12 protein-coding genes and 1 pseudogene are annotated in these 14211 nt (G+C 57.7%); 9 read left to right on the plus strand and 4 right to left on the minus strand.

Annotated elements, in window-relative coordinates; all coding sequences use genetic code 11:
* Positions 1–46: 46 nt before the first annotated feature.
* From RHM59_RS20465 to RHM59_RS20475, 3 genes are all read left to right on the plus strand, one after another.
* A complete protein-coding gene (locus tag RHM59_RS20465) occupies positions 47–616 on the plus strand; it encodes a GNAT family N-acetyltransferase (RefSeq protein WP_322166167.1) in 570 nt (189 codons plus the stop codon).
* Positions 617–763: 147 nt separating this feature from the next.
* Positions 764–1633, plus strand: a complete 870-nt coding sequence (tesB, locus tag RHM59_RS20470; protein ID WP_322285289.1) for an acyl-CoA thioesterase II — start codon at positions 764–766, stop codon at positions 1631–1633.
* Positions 1630–2223: an HAD family hydrolase gene (locus RHM59_RS20475; protein WP_322285290.1), complete on the plus strand. Its 594-nt coding sequence runs from the start codon at positions 1630–1632 to the stop codon at positions 2221–2223. Before tesB ends, RHM59_RS20475 begins: the two co-directional genes overlap by 4 nt.
* A gap of 99 nt (positions 2224–2322) precedes the next feature.
* Here RHM59_RS20475 and RHM59_RS20480 read toward each other — a convergent pair whose 3' ends face one another.
* The 4 genes and pseudogenes from RHM59_RS20480 to RHM59_RS20495 form a co-directional block, all read right to left on the minus strand.
* Positions 2323–3306: an alpha/beta hydrolase gene (locus RHM59_RS20480; RefSeq protein ID WP_322184823.1), complete on the minus strand. Its 984-nt coding sequence runs from the start codon at positions 3304–3306 to the stop codon at positions 2323–2325.
* Positions 3307–3310: 4 nt separating this feature from the next.
* Positions 3311–4198, minus strand: a pseudogene (locus RHM59_RS20485) (neutral zinc metallopeptidase); the annotation flags it as partial.
* A gap of 134 nt (positions 4199–4332) precedes the next feature.
* On the minus strand, positions 4333–5421 hold the full coding sequence (trmA, locus tag RHM59_RS20490) for a tRNA (uridine(54)-C5)-methyltransferase TrmA (protein ID WP_322166162.1): 1089 nt from the start codon (positions 5419–5421) through the stop codon (positions 4333–4335).
* Entirely contained in the window at positions 5418–6713 is a 1296-nt protein-coding gene (locus tag RHM59_RS20495) for an NCS2 family permease (protein WP_322166161.1), read from the minus strand. The genes trmA and RHM59_RS20495 overlap by 4 nt, the downstream gene beginning before the upstream one ends.
* Positions 6714–6969: 256 nt before the next feature.
* On the opposite strand from RHM59_RS20495, the gene RHM59_RS20500 reads away from it, so the two are divergent.
* The 6 genes from RHM59_RS20500 (at position 6970) to RHM59_RS20525 (ending at position 13584) form a co-directional block, all read left to right on the plus strand.
* Entirely contained in the window at positions 6970–7518 is a 549-nt protein-coding gene (locus RHM59_RS20500; protein ID WP_322285291.1) for a DJ-1 family glyoxalase III, read from the plus strand.
* Between the two features lie 235 nt (positions 7519–7753).
* The gene (locus RHM59_RS20505; protein ID WP_322184829.1) at positions 7754–8287 is read left to right on the plus strand and encodes a (2Fe-2S)-binding protein; all 534 of its coding nucleotides are present in this window, start codon (positions 7754–7756) and stop codon (positions 8285–8287) included.
* Entirely contained in the window at positions 8284–9270 is a 987-nt protein-coding gene (locus tag RHM59_RS20510; RefSeq protein ID WP_322166159.1) for a xanthine dehydrogenase family protein subunit M, read from the plus strand. The genes RHM59_RS20505 and RHM59_RS20510 overlap by 4 nt, the downstream gene beginning before the upstream one ends.
* Entirely contained in the window at positions 9270–11474 is a 2205-nt protein-coding gene (locus tag RHM59_RS20515; protein ID WP_322184831.1) for a xanthine dehydrogenase family protein molybdopterin-binding subunit, read from the plus strand. Before RHM59_RS20510 ends, RHM59_RS20515 begins: the two co-directional genes overlap by 1 nt.
* Before the next feature lie 176 nt (positions 11475–11650).
* Entirely contained in the window at positions 11651–12592 is a 942-nt protein-coding gene (locus RHM59_RS20520) for a choline ABC transporter substrate-binding protein (RefSeq protein WP_322166157.1), read from the plus strand.
* A gap of 62 nt (positions 12593–12654) precedes the next feature.
* Complete coding sequence (locus RHM59_RS20525) at positions 12655–13584, plus strand: alpha/beta hydrolase (protein WP_322286730.1); 930 nt, start codon at positions 12655–12657, stop codon at positions 13582–13584.
* Positions 13585–14211: the final 627 nt, after the last annotated feature.

Raw genomic sequence — 14211 nt, forward strand, 5'->3', positions numbered from 1 at the left:
AGAACAATACGGCAGATGTTATGGGGTGGGCCAGGGGAGTAAGCCGATGGAGCCGATTTTCGAACTCAACAGCCCACGATTGTTAATGCGGCGCTGGCGCGATGATGATTTACCCGAGTTCGCAGCGATGTGCGCCGACCCGCAGGTGATGCGCTATTTCCCGGAGCCCATGAGCCGCCTGGAAAGCGCGGCGTTGATCGGGCGAGTGCGCGGGCATTTCGCTGAATTGGGGTTCGGCCTGTGGGCGTTGGAACGCAAGGATACCGGAGCCTTCATCGGCTTTACCGGGTTGTGCGTTGTGGGCATCGAAGCGCATTTCACGCCAGCGGTGGAAATCGGCTGGCGTCTAGCGCGTGAACATTGGGGTCTCGGCTACGCCAGCGAAGCGGCCTGGACTGCTCTAGGCTGTGGTTTTGACCGCCTGGGGTTGGATGAGATCGTGTCGTTTACCGCCGAACTCAATCTGCCGTCACAGAAAGTCATGCAAGCCATTGGCATGCAGCGAGATCCGGTCGATGACTTCGATCATCCGGCCCTGGCCAATAAAGATCCGTTGAAACCTCACGTGCTCTACCGGATTACCCGCCAACAGTGGCTGAAAACGTTGCAAGGATGAATACGGCTCACACTGACAATTTCTGTATCATTTACGGCTTGACCGCGCAGTTTGGGATGAACGCCGAGTTCACTGCCCGTTGCCGCTGATTGAACCGTTCGCCGCCGCCCTGGAGGCGCAGCATTGTTTTGTGTGAGGAATTTCTAAATGAGCCAAGTGTTAGATGATTTGGTTGAGCTACTGACCCTGGAACCGATTGAAGAAAACCTCTTTCGCGGGCGCAGCCAAGACCTTGGTTTTCGTCAGCTGTTCGGCGGCCAAGTCCTGGGGCAATCGTTGTCGGCGGCCAGTCAGACGGTGGAAGACGAACGCCATGTGCATTCCCTGCACGGTTATTTCTTGCGCCCCGGCGATGTGGCGTTGCCGGTGGTGTATCAAGTGGATCGAGTGCGTGATGGTGGCAGTTTCAGTACCCGTCGCGTCACGGCCATTCAGAAGGGCCAACCCATCTTCACCTGCAGCGCCTCGTTCCAGTACGACGAAAAGGGCTTCGAGCATCAAACCCAGATGCCGGACGTCGTCGGGCCTGAAAACTTGCCTTCTGAACTGGAGTTGACCCAGCAGCGGGCGAAACTGATTCCCGAAAAATTGCGCGAAAAGCTGCTGTGCCCCAAACCCATCGAATTTCGACCGGTGACTGACATTGACCCCTACAACCCGGCCCCGTCCGAAGCCGTAAAGTATGTCTGGTTCCGCGCAGATGGCAGCTTGCCCGACGTCGCTGCGCTGCATAAATACCTGATGGCGTATGCCTCGGACTTCAATCTTCTCACCACGGCCCTGCAACCCCACGGCAAGTCTGTGTTCCAGAAGGACATGCAGATCGCCAGCCTTGATCATTCGCTGTGGTTCCACGCTGACCTGCGTGCCGATGACTGGCTGCTGTACGCGATGGACAGTCCTTGGGCGGGCAATTCTCGAGGTTTCAGTCGCGGCAGCGTGTACAACCGCGCCGGGCAGTTGGTGGCATCGGTCTGCCAGGAAGGATTGATTCGCCACCGCAAGGATTGGGCATGAGTCTTCAACAAGTTCGGCATTGGGTCTTCGACATGGACGGCACCCTGACCCTTGCTGTGCATGATTTTCCGGCGATCAAGCGTGCGCTGGATATCCCGCTTCAGGACGACATCCTTAGTCACCTCGCGGCGCTGCCGGCTGATGTGTCTGCGGCCAAGCATGCGTGGCTGTTGGAGCATGAGCGTGAGTTGGCTTTGGCCTCGCAGCCCGCACCCGGCGCAGTGGCACTGGTGCGTGAGTTAGCGGCGCGCGGCTACCGTCTTGGCATCCTCACCCGCAATGCCCGTGAACTGGCCCACGTTACGCTTGAGGCGATTGGCTTGGCCGATTGTTTCGCCGTCGACGACGTGCTTGGGCGCGATGAAGCACCGCCGAAACCCGATCCCGGTGGACTGCTGAAATTGGCACACGGCTGGAATGTCGAACCGTCGCAGATGGTCATGGTCGGCGATTACCGCTTCGACCTCGACTGCGGCCGCGCGGCGGGCGCACAGACCGTATTGGTCAATCTGCCGGAAAACCCGTGGCCAGAATTGACCGATTGGTACGCCGTTGATTGCATCGCATTGCGTGGGATGTTGGCGGTTTAGGCTGAAAACTGTGGTGCGCCTTTCGCGAATGAATTCGCTCCCACAGAGATTGCATAACCCTGTGGGAGCGAATTCATTCGCGAAGGCGGCGCCTTGTGTTCAGAGCTTTCTGAACAACGCAGCCTGACCTTCGGGCGAGGTGAACATCAGGTCGCCGTCGTGGCCTACGCCTGGGACTTCAATCATTTGCTGCTTCAGTCCTTCGGGATGGCGCTTTTGCAGGTAGCTGAAGAAGTTGTGTCCGCGAATCAGGCGGTACGCGCCCTGAGCTTCGCCCGCGCAGGTTTTATCCAGTGCCGGGTGGTTAACGTCGGTGTCCAGCTGGCCCAATAGGTAGGTGACATCACGGCTGACGTAGGTGGCTTCGAGCTGCTCGGCGGTTTGTTTGCCGGCATACGGCGGGAGCTTGTTCATGCCGTATTTCCAGGTGTCGAACCCAGGGCATGTCGCGGCGCTGACCGCTTCAGGCCGGTCCGGGCTGAAATAGGCGTAGGACGATGGGTTGGCAATGACGTAGCGCAGGTTGATTCCGACCTTTTCCAAGTCCGCGCCGCCTTTACCGACCATGACGTAACGCTGCACCACTTGGGCGCCGCCGGAGTGCCCGGCGATGACAACTTCTTGCAGGTTCGGGAACAGTTTTCTGTCACTGAGTTTGGTCAGAATTTCATCGATAACCGTAAACGAACTCACTGGCGAAGGATTGATAGCGGCGCTGCCGTCCATCCAGTCATCTTTGTGCCAGCGCAGAATGTTTTCCGGCAGATGGTGACTGACGATGTCTTTGTGGTCCAGGAACTGCGGGGCGATCAGCAGCGTCGAGCTGCGCAGCCCGGAGCGGTAGGAGGCTTTCTCGGCGCTGCGCAAGTAGGTTTGAGCATTGCGCAAACGACCATGAATGATGATCACCGCCCGCCGCGTGCCGGGCTGCGGTTGCTTCCATTGTTTGCTCAGCCCGATGGTCGCCAAACTGCCATTGATGGCCAGTCTTTCGGGGCTTAAGGCTTTCACCGCCTGATCCGCTGCATTCGCCGTAAGGCTCAGAAGGGTGCTCAACAACAGGACCAATAACGGTTTTATCATGTGATTAGAGGCTCTTTGCGGAGAAGGTGTCGCACTGATTGAGTTGGCCCTGGGCAAAACCGGTCTTGAACCAGCGCACGCGCTGTGCCGAGGTGCCGTGAGTGAATGAGTCCGGTACGACACGGCCCTGACTCTGTTGCTGCAATCGGTCATCGCCAATGGCGTTAGCGGCATTCAGGGCTTCTTCAATATCACCCGGCTCCAACCAATTCAAACGCTTTTGTGCGTTATAGGCCCAGACACCTGCAAAGCAGTCTGCTTGCAGTTCCTGGCGCACCGATAACCCATTGCTGCCCTCCATGCGTTCACCACGTTGGCGGGCGGTTTGAATCTTCGCTGAAATACCGAGCAATGTCTGCACATGATGTCCAACTTCGTGCGCAATGACGTACGCCTGGGCGAAATCGCCCGCCGCTTTGAAGCGTTGGGACATTTCGCGGAAGAAATCCAGGTCCAGGTAGACTTTTTGGTCTTCGGGGCAATAAAACGGGCCGCTGGCAGACGACGCCAAGCCACAGGCTGAGCTTACTCGGCTGCGGAACAGGACCAGCGTCGGGTCTTTGTATTGGCGGCCTGCCTGTTGAAAAATCATCTGCCAAGTGTCTTCCGTGTCGCCCAGAATAGCTCGAACAAAATCTACCTGCGGGTCGTTGGCAGAGGGTGCCTGGCGCTGCTGCGGTGCGACGGCCGTGGATTGCTGTCCCATCTGACTGGTTAACTGACCGAGAATCTGCATCGGGTCTTGCCCTGTCAGCAGCCCAAATGCGACGACAACAACGATGCCTAACAGCCCAAGGCCCTTGCCGCCGCCAAAGCGCATTCCACCGCCCCCGCTGCCCCCACCGTCGTCGGGCGCTTCCTCGACGTTATCGCTGCGTCTGCCTTTCTTCCATGCATGGGGAGATCCTCTGTGTGCCCTATTAAGGAGTGTCGTTGCTGCTCGATCACCTCGCCAGACCGGTCGTCTGGCGAGGAAGGGCAGGACAGCAACTCGGTGCTGCGAATAGGTAGAGGGAGGGAAGGCGATTAAGTTCTGCGGACCAACAACACGCCCGATTCCATGTGCGGCGTGTACGGGAACTGATCGAACAGCGCGCAGCGTTCGATGCGGTGGGTGTCGTGCAACTGAGTGATGTTGGCAGCGAGGGTTTCCGGGTTGCAGGAGATGTACAAAATGCGTTCGAAACGGCGTGCCAGTTCGCAGGTATCGGTGTCCATACCGGCGCGAGGCGGGTCGACAAAAATACTGCCGAACGCGTAGCTTTTCAGGTCGATGCCGGCCAAGCGACGGAAAGGACGCACGTCGTTCAAGGCTTGCGTCAGCTCTTCAGCGGACAAACGCACCAACTTGACGTTAGTCACGCCGTTGTCGTCGAGGTTGTTCAATGCGGCAGCAACGGAGGTTTTACTGATCTCGGTCGCCAATACATTACGAACCCGAGTTGCCAGCGGCAGGGTGAAGTTGCCATTGCCGCAATACAGCTCCAGCAAGTCGTCATCGCGCTGCCCAAGGGACTCGTACGCCCAGTTGAGCATTTTCTGGTTAACCGCGCCGTTGGGCTGGGTGAAGGAGCCTTCCGGTTGCTGATAGGTGAAGCTGCGACCGGCCACTTCCAAGGTCTCGATCGCATAATCGCGCCCGATCACAATGCGCTTGCCTTTCGAGCGGCCAATCACGCTGACGTTGAGGTCAGCGGCGAGTTTTTCTGCTGCCACCTGCCAGACATCGTCCAGCGGGCGGTGGTAACACAGCGTAATGATCGCGTCCCCGGCCAGAGTCGTCAGAAAATCCACCTGGAACAGCTTGAAGTTCAGCGTTGCGCTGGCCTCCCAGCGTTCGCGCAGCAAGGGCATCAATTCATTGATGCGCTGGCTGGCGATGGGGAAGTCGTCGATCAGGATCGGCGTGTGGTTGTTTCCCGGCGCGAACATCGCATAAAAGCGCTGCTGGTTTTCGCGCCACAAGCGGAACTCCGCACGCAGCCGATAGTGCTGCTGCGCTGACTCGAACAATTGGGGCTCTGGCGCGTCGAACGGCGCCAGTAGTTCACGCAAGCGCGTGGCTTTATCTGCGAGCTGACTGCTATAGCTCGCGGGGTCGAAGGGAACACTCATGCGCTAAACCAGCCCAACTTGATCACGAACAAAATTGAAAGAATCACCAACGCTGAGTTCAGCTCGCGGCCGCGCCCAGACATTAATTTGATCGCAGTCCAGGAGATAAACCCCAGGGCGATGCCGTTGGCGATGGAGAAGGTGAACGGCATGGCCAGTGCGGTGATCGCTACCGGAGCCGCAATGGTGATGTCGTCCCACTCGACTTCAGCCAGGCCGGACATCATCAACACGCCAACGAACATCAGCGCCGGGGCGGTGGCGTAGGCCGGAACGCTGCCAGCCAACGGGGCGAAGAACAGCGCCAGCAGAAACAGAATCGCCACGACAATGGCAGTCAGACCGGTACGGCCACCGGCACTGACGCCCGCTGCGGATTCGATGTAGCTGGTGGTGGTCGAAGTGCCCAGCAGCGAACCGACCATGGCGGCGGTACTGTCAGCCACCAACGCGCGGCCCATTTTCGGCATGTAGCCGTCCTTGCCCATCAACCCGGCGCGTTTGGCGACGCCGATCAAGGTGCCGGAGTTGTCGAACAAATCGACGAACAAGAACGAGAAAATCACGCTGAACAAGCCGATGTCCAACGCGCCCCTGATGTCCAGTTGCAAGAAGGTCGGGGCCAGGGACGGCGGCATCGACATCACGCCACCAAACGGCGAGAAGTGGAAGATGATGGACACAATCGTTACCGCCAGAATCCCGATCAACACCGCGCCTTTCACCCGCAGGGCTTCCAGCGCCACAATCAGGAAAAAGCCGAGGGTGGCGAGAATCGGTCCCGGTTTGGCCAAGTCGCCCAAGCCGACGAAGGTGGCTTGATCCGCCACCACGACGCCGGCGTTTTTCAGGGCGATCAGCGCCAGGAACAAGCCAATGCCTGCCGCAATGGCCGAGCGTAGCGGCAGCGGGATGCTGTTGATGATCCATTCGCGAATCTTGAAAATCGACAGGATGAAAAACATCACCGCCGAGATAAACACCGCGCCCAGCGCTACTTGCCAGGTGTGGCCCATGTGCAGAACCACGGTGTAGGTAAAGAAGGCGTTAAGGCCCATGCCCGGTGCGAGGGCGATCGGGTAGTTGGCGATGAAGCCCATGATGGCCGAGCCGATGGCAGCGGCAAGGCAGGTCGCGACGAAGACCGCGCCTTTGTCCATGCCGGTGTCGCCGAGGATGCTCGGGTTGACGAACAGGATGTAGGCCATGGCCAGGAACGTGGTGACGCCCGCGAGGATTTCGGTACGCACATTCGTATTGTGTGCGTTGAGTTGGAACAGCCTTTCCAGCATGTCTAGCTCCCCATGACGCATCCCGCGCCGTAAATGAATCGACTAAAACAGCAAAGCACAGGCTGTCGAATGCGCCCGTACATTTTCTGCATGTCGGAAAAAGCCGCGCATCATACCAGCCGCCCGAGTGGATGGCTGCTGGCAGATGTTCAATGGAAAACATGCAGGAAATCGGCCATGCCGTTTATCGGCACCTAATAGCGACCGGATCATAAAAGCTGACTACGCTCACAGGATTACTGCAAAGGAATTTTAGATGACTCAACGAGCCCTGATCGTCGTCGCGGACGGCATTGATGACCTGCAAAGCGTGACGCTGATTGATGTACTGCGCCGTGCCGAAGTTGAGGTGGTTGTCGCCAGCATTGAGTCACGGCGGATGCTAACGGCGGCACGCGGAACCCGTATGACTGCCGATGCCATGTTGGTCGATGTCTTAGCGCAACCCTTTGACGTGATCGTCCTGCCCGGTGGAATGCCAGGCGTTGAACATTTGGCTGCGCATCAGCCACTGGCTCAACGGCTGGTCGAACAGATGAAAGCCGGGTTTTTTTTTGCAGCCATCGGCGAGGCGCCTGCCGTTGCGTTGCAAGCCTACGGAGTGCTCAAACAAAGACGCATGACCTGCCATCCCGACGTGAGCAGTCGGTTGTCGGGTTGCGTGTTTGTTGATCAACCGGTGGTGGTGGATGGCAATTGCATTACCGCCCAAGGTTCTACGGCGGCACTGGAGTTTGTATTGGTGCTGGTTGAGACCTTGTGCGGAAAGGGCAAGCGGGCGACGGTTTTGAAACTGTTGGGTTAATGCCCCGCTTCGGTCCCACAGGTTTCTCTGGCGATGCACAGATCTGTAAGAGCCAACAAGTTGGCGCTTACAGAATGGTCGAGCAACCACATAGGGCCGGATATTCGCGCAAAGCCTGCGACAACACGTTGGCTCAAAGACGCCCATCGCGATGCCTGAACGTTTGCCCACCTCACGAAGTCGTAGAACCAAGACGCAGACAAACTGCGCTGCAGCTACCTACCGTGAGGTTTCCATGAGCGTGACACCCCAAACGGATTTCGCTGGCCACGCGATCCGCCTGACTCTCAATGGCCAAATCCAACAGCTCGATGTGCAGCCGTGGACAACGCTGCTTGACCTGTTGCGCGACCAATTGGACCTGATCGGCACCAAAAAGGGTTGCGATCATGGCCAATGTGGCGCGTGTACTGTGCTGCGCGACGGCAAGCGCATCAATGCATGCCTGACGCTGGCAATCATGTGCGATGGCGCGGAGCTGACCACCATTGAGGGTCTGGCCCAAGGCGATACGTTGCACCCGTTGCAACAGGCCTTCATCAAACATGATGCGTTTCAGTGCGGATATTGCACCCCAGGCCAAATCTGCTCTGCGGTGGGGCTGGCGAACGAAGGCCGCGCTCACAGCTCGGCCGAGATTCAGGAAATGATGAGCGGCAATCTGTGCCGCTGTGGTGCGTACAGCAACATTCTTGCAGCTGTCGAAGAGACCTTGCCGCAATTGCGTGGGCAGCAGCCCGTCGTTCAACACGGAGGGGCTGACGAATGAATCCGTTTAACTACAGCAAACCGCTCGACGTGGCTCAGGCAATCAACTTGTCAGGCCCGGCCACGCGCTTTATTGCGGGCGGCACCAACCTGCTGGATTTGATGAAAGAAAACATCGCACGGCCGGAGCATTTGATCGATATCACCGGGCTGCCCCTGGGTGACGTTCATGACATGCCCAGCGGAGGCCTGTTGATTGGCGCACTGGTAAGCAATGCTGATCTGGCGTGGCACCCGCAAATCGAACTGCGCTATCCCTTGCTTTCCCAGGCGCTGCTCGCTGGGGCATCGCCGCAGTTACGCAACATGGCCACTACTGGCGGCAATCTGTTGCAACGCACCCGTTGTTACTACTTTTATGACGCCACTGTGCCTTGCAACAAGCGCGAACCAGGCAGCGGTTGCCCCGCGCGGGAAGGCTTAAATCGGATTCATGCGATCCTCGGCGCCAGCGACGAGTGCGTCGCCACCCACCCGTCCGACATGTGCGTAGCCTTGTCGGCGCTGGAGGCGGTGGTGCATGTACAGGGCCGTGATGGCGAGCGCACCCTGGCGTTTGCCGACTTCCACCGATTGCCAGGCGATGCCCCCGAGTGCGACAACCAGTTGGCCGACCATGAATTGATCACCGCTGTGGAGCTTCCCGCTGAAAGCTTTGCTGCCCACAGTAGTTATTTGAAAATCCGAGACCGAGCCTCCTATGCCTTTGCGCTGGTGTCTGTCGCCGCCGCGCTGGAAATGGACGGCGACGTCATTCTCGACGCACGGGTGGCGTTAGGTGGCGTGGCGCACAAACCTTGGCGCGATCAAGAGGCAGAAGCGTTGTTGATTGGCGAAGCCGCGACGGTCGAGCATTTCGCTGCATTCGCCGACGCAGTGCTTAAGCACGCACAGCCGCTGGAACACAATGGATTCAAAATTGAACTGGCACGCCGCGCAATCATTCGCGCCCTAGGCGATGCCGCTGCGGGAGGGCACGCCTGATGAACATTACTTCTTCCCCCATGGGTCAGTCGCTGGACCGCGTTGACGGTGTATTAAAGGTTACGGGTCAGGCGCGGTACGCCGGTGAGTTTCCAGAAGCCGGCCTGCTGCACGGTAGCGTGGTGTCCAGCACCATCGCTAAAGGTCGGGTAGTGAGCATTGACGCCTCAGCAGCACTGAAGGTGCCAGGTGTGGCGAGGGTTCTCGACCATCGCAATCGACCTATGCTCGCCAGTTACGACAAGGATTACGACGACGCTGACGCCGCCGAGGGCTCGCCGTTTCGCCCGCTGTATAACGACCGTGTCCTTTACAGTGGCCAGCCATTGGCCTTGGTGATCGCCGATACCCTTGAGCTGGCGCGCTATGCCGGTTCGTTGATCCGCATCGAATACGCCTACGAACCGCACGAAACCGATCTGCTGGCCGAGCAAGACGAGGCGCATACCGCGCCCGCCGAAACGCCCAAGCCACGCGGCAATTTCAAGGCAGAGCTGGCCGGTGCAGCACTGAGCATCGATGTTCACTACAGCACGCCGAACGAGTACCACAACCCAATGGAGCCCCACGCCTCGACGGTGCTTTACCGAGCTGATGGCAGCTTGCAGATTCACGACAAAACCCAAGGCCTGCAAAACTGCCAGAGCTACGTGCAAAAAGTCTTTGGGCTGGAAAAGGACCAGGTACGGATCCTGGCGGCGTTTGTCGGGGGCGCTTTTGGCTCTGGTTTGCGCCCGCAATATCAGCTGCCGTTGGCGGTGATGGCGGCGTTGGAGCTCAAGCGTTCCGTGCGCGTGACCCTGACTCGCCAGCAGATGTTTACCTTTGGTTATCGTCCGCGCACGTTGCAGCGCTTACGGTTGGGCGCTGCAGCCAATGGCCGGTTGGTAGCGGTGGGACACGATGCAATCGGCCAGACCTCGCGGTTCGAGGATTTCACCGAGCATGTGGTGGAATGGAGCGGCATGCTCTACGCCTGCGACAACGTTGAGTTGACCTACAAGCTGGCGCCGCTGGACGTCTATACCCCGCTGGATATGCGCGCCCCCGGTGCTGCGTTAGGCGTCAACGGTCTTGAATGCGCCATGGACGAGCTGGCATGTGCGCTGGCCATCGACCCGGTACAGCTGCGCTTGGTCAACTTTGCTGAGCGCAATGGTAACGAAGACAAACCCTATTCCAGTAAAGAGCTGCGAGCGTGTTATGCCCAGGGCGCGGAGCGCTTCGGTTGGGATCAGCGTAATCCCGAACCCCGCAGCATGCGCAACGGTCGGCAACTGATCGGTTGGGGAATGGCGGGCGGTGTCTGGGAGTCAATGCAAATGAAGGCCAGTGCCAAGGCGCAGATTGACGCTGACGGCAGATTGACCGTTAGCAGCGCAACCACTGACATTGGCACTGGCACCTACACCGTCATGACTCAAATCGCGGCGGCCAGCGCCGGGGTGGCGCTGGAAAACGTTACGTTTGTATTGGGTGATTCATCGCTGCCCACGGCGCCTCTGCAAGGTGGCTCATTCACCGTCTCATCAGTAGGCACGGCGGTGCAGCAAGCGTGTGAGGCACTTCGAGAAAAGCTGTTGGAAGCGGCTCGCGGTGTCAATCCGGCGTTGGCGTTGATAGCGGCAGACCAAGTGACGACCGCTGAGGGTTATTTGCACTGGGGTGAGCAGCGGCTTTCACTGGCGGAGGTCGTGCGCAGCCTCCCCGGACAACAGGTGGAGGTTCTGGTCGACGCCAAACCTGACGAAAAAAAGCGTAAGCCTTATGCCACGGCGACGCATTCGGCGGTGTTCGTCGAGGTCCAGGTGGATGAAGACTTGGGTACCGTGAATGTCAGTCGAGTGGTCAGTGCCATTGCGGCCGGGCAAGTGATCAACCTGAAGCTGGCGCGCAGCCAGATTCTCGGAGGCGTGGTCTGGGGCATCGGCATGGCGTTGCATGAAGAGGCGCAGACCGACCACACCCTGGGGCGCACCATGAACCACAGCCTGGCCGAATACCACATCCCGGTGAACGCGGATATCGGTCATATAGAGGTGATATTCGTTGAAGAAAATGACGACATCGTCAATGCGCTGGGTTCCAAAGGAGTCGGTGAAATCGGGATCTGTGGTGTCGCCGCCGCCGTGGCGAACGCCATCTACCACGCCACCGGCAAGCGGATTCGCGACTTCCCGATCACCTTGGATAAGTTGATTTAAAGGATGCCCCACACGCGTTATGCCTTTCGCCAACAAGTTGTTTCATGTCGCTAGGGTGCAAGCGCAGGTCGCATAGAGGCGTTTTGTTTGCGGGGCTGCTGGTTAATTTGGTACGACACGGCAACATTCGATTGCCGCGCTGCACATAAAAAATCAGTCAACCCGAGGGAGCACGCATGAAGAGATTTATCCGTCATATCGGTTGTGGTGTGTTGATGCTGAGCAGTACCGCGTTGATGGCGGCTGAGCCCGCCGCTTGCCAGAATGTGCGCATGGGCGTGGTCAACTGGACGGATGTAATTGCCACGAGTGCTGTGGCTGAAGTGCTGCTCCAGAACATGGGTTATCAGGTCAAACAAACCAGCGCGGCGCAACAAATCGTATTTGGTGGTATGCGGGACGGGCGGCTGGATGTGTTCCTTGGCTACTGGAAACCGGCCATGGATAAAAATATCGCACCGTTTATCGCGGCTAATCAGGTGAAGGTGCTCGAAAAACCGAGCATGAATGATGCTCAGGCGACTCTCGCGGTGCCCGATTATGTGGCTGCGGGTGGTCTCAAAACCTTCGCCGATATCGCCAAGTTCAAAGACAAACTCGGTGGCAAAATTTACGGCATCGAGCCTGGCACCGGTGCCAACTCCACCATCAAAGCCATGATCGACAGCAACCAGTTCGGCCTCGGTGGTTTTCAGCTGGTCGAATCGGGTGAAGCCGGCATGCTGGCGGCCGTGTCGCGGGCGATCAAGCGCAATGAGTGGGTGGTGTTCGTCGGCTGGACGCCGCATCCCATGAACATCAACATGAAAATCGCTTACTTAACGGGCAGTGAAGACGTGTTCGGCCCAAATGAAGGCGCCGCTACCGTGTCGGTCGTCACGGCACCGGATTACGCCCAGCGTTGCCCTAACGTCAGCCGCCTGCTGAGCAATCTGACGTTCAACGCCGCGCAGGAAAGCCAGTTGATGGTGCCGATAATGGACCGCAAAGCGCCAAACGACGTGGCCAAGCAGTGGCTGCGTGATCACCCTGAAGACGTGCAACGCTGGTTGGCCGGTGTCACCACGTTCGACGGTAAAGACGCGGCCAAAAACCTGCAACTTAGCCTCAGCCAATAACGCCAACGCCCTCGCAGTTGCCCGGCCCCGCCGTGTTGTTGGGCGGGGCTGGAGCTTGCATGATTTCACGCTATATTTTGTCTCCCGCGATGGCCGATTTTATCGCGCAGACCCTCAGTTTTACCGCCACAACCCCTGACATCAACGGCATGCGTGAAGCCTATTCGCGCATGTGCCGCGCCTTTACGCCTGAGCGACCAGCGGGTTTGGACGTTACTGACCTTCCCCTCGCCGAAGTGCCCGTGCGCTGTTACCGGCCTTTGGGTACAGCGCCCGCAAATGGCTGGCCGTGCGTGGTGTATTTGCACGGGGGTGGCTGGGTGGTGGGCGATCTGGAGTCTCACGATTTTTTGACCAGCGCGTTAGCGTCAGATTTGGGCGCAGTAGTTATCGCGGTGGATTACCGTTTGGCTCCGGAGTTTCCATTCCCTGCGGCGTTCGATGATTGTTTGGCAGTCTGGCGAGGCATTCAGCAACAGGCCAGCAGCTTGGGCGTAGACGTTCAAAGGCTGGCGATTGCCGGGGACAGCGCAGGCGGTAACCTGGCAGCGGCGCTCTGTTTAACGTTGCGTGATAGCGGTGAACCTCAGCCCAAAGGACAAGCATTGCTGTATCCGGGGTTGGGCGGGGCATCGGACCTACCGTCACGCACCGAGTGTGCAGACGCGCCGTTGTTGAGCAGTAACGATGTGGAATGTTACCGGGCGCTGTATTTGCGTCATCGCGACCCAGAAAAACTGCCCTACGCGATGCCGTTGATGGCCAGCGATTTCAGCGGATTGGCCCCGGCATTCATAGCTTCGGCTCAATACGATCCGTTGCGGGACGATGGCGTTTGCTATCACCAAGCACTCAAGGATGCGCAGGTGTCGAGTGAGTTTTATCTGGGCACAGGCTTGGTCCACGGCTGCTTACGCGCCAAAGGCAAAGCTGCAGAGGTAGACACGTTATATGAAGAGCTTTTGGTCGCCCTAAGAAAGTTTTTGGCCTAAGACATTCCCAAAAGCACTCCCCGAAACTCAAAAAAACCTAAACCGCCTGCTTTTCCTGCTCCACAACGATGTCGCGCATCTGGTCGCGGTTGGCTAATGTCGGGAACAATCTGCTGCGTGGGAAAAGGTGAATAAAGAGCTTATTTGTGCACGTCATCGAGCGGCAAGCATCTTCGTAAAAAAACGGCGCCAGATATAGTGCGGTCTAGTGAAAAGTTATTTTATTGGGGTGTTTATAAACTCCTTTGCATGGCCAAGTAAATGCTATGTATTAGTGGAAATATTCGGCAAGCCTGAGTGTGACAGTTTGTTACGGGGCTTTCTTGTCAGAAAACTCCTACAAAAAAGCATGCTGGTCAGGTCTTATGCTTTAGATGTTTAAAAAATGTATATATATTTAAATTATTCTTTTGAGAATACTGGGCCTCAACCGGTCGTTGCGTCTCTGTAGTGTAGTTGTTGCGACCGTTTCCAATGGATGATAGGGGGCTGAAACGCCCATTCGCAGGGAAGTATTATATGTATTATTTAAATGAGGAAACTCTCCAGAAGCGCTACCTAAAATTTACCGAAGCTGTTGTCAGCGATAGGCAGGATGTAAAAATTTTAACGTTGCGCACGCCACTT

The sequence above is a fragment of the Pseudomonas sp. MH10 genome, from assembly GCF_034353045.1.
In the GTDB taxonomy this organism is placed as follows: domain Bacteria; phylum Pseudomonadota; class Gammaproteobacteria; order Pseudomonadales; family Pseudomonadaceae; genus Aquipseudomonas.

Bases quoted from the DNA above. Each gene is read 5' to 3' on its own strand.
- RHM59_RS20465 (WP_322166167.1), top strand. From the start codon at position 47: ATGGAGCCGATTTTCGAACTCAACAGCCCACGATTGTTAATGCGGCGC.
- tesB (WP_322285289.1), top strand. From the start codon at position 764: ATGAGCCAAGTGTTAGATGATTTGGTTGAGCTACTGACCCTGGAACCG.
- RHM59_RS20475 (WP_322285290.1), top strand. From the start codon at position 1,630: ATGAGTCTTCAACAAGTTCGGCATTGGGTCTTCGACATGGACGGCACC.
- RHM59_RS20480 (WP_322184823.1), bottom strand. From the start codon at position 3,306: ATGATAAAACCGTTATTGGTCCTGTTGTTGAGCACCCTTCTGAGCCTT.
- trmA (WP_322166162.1), bottom strand. From the start codon at position 5,421: ATGAGTGTTCCCTTCGACCCCGCGAGCTATAGCAGTCAGCTCGCAGAT.
- RHM59_RS20495 (WP_322166161.1), bottom strand. From the start codon at position 6,713: ATGCTGGAAAGGCTGTTCCAACTCAACGCACACAATACGAATGTGCGT.
- RHM59_RS20500 (WP_322285291.1), top strand. From the start codon at position 6,970: ATGACTCAACGAGCCCTGATCGTCGTCGCGGACGGCATTGATGACCTG.
- RHM59_RS20505 (WP_322184829.1), top strand. From the start codon at position 7,754: ATGAGCGTGACACCCCAAACGGATTTCGCTGGCCACGCGATCCGCCTG.
- RHM59_RS20510 (WP_322166159.1), top strand. From the start codon at position 8,284: ATGAATCCGTTTAACTACAGCAAACCGCTCGACGTGGCTCAGGCAATC.
- RHM59_RS20515 (WP_322184831.1), top strand. From the start codon at position 9,270: ATGAACATTACTTCTTCCCCCATGGGTCAGTCGCTGGACCGCGTTGAC.
- RHM59_RS20520 (WP_322166157.1), top strand. From the start codon at position 11,651: ATGAAGAGATTTATCCGTCATATCGGTTGTGGTGTGTTGATGCTGAGC.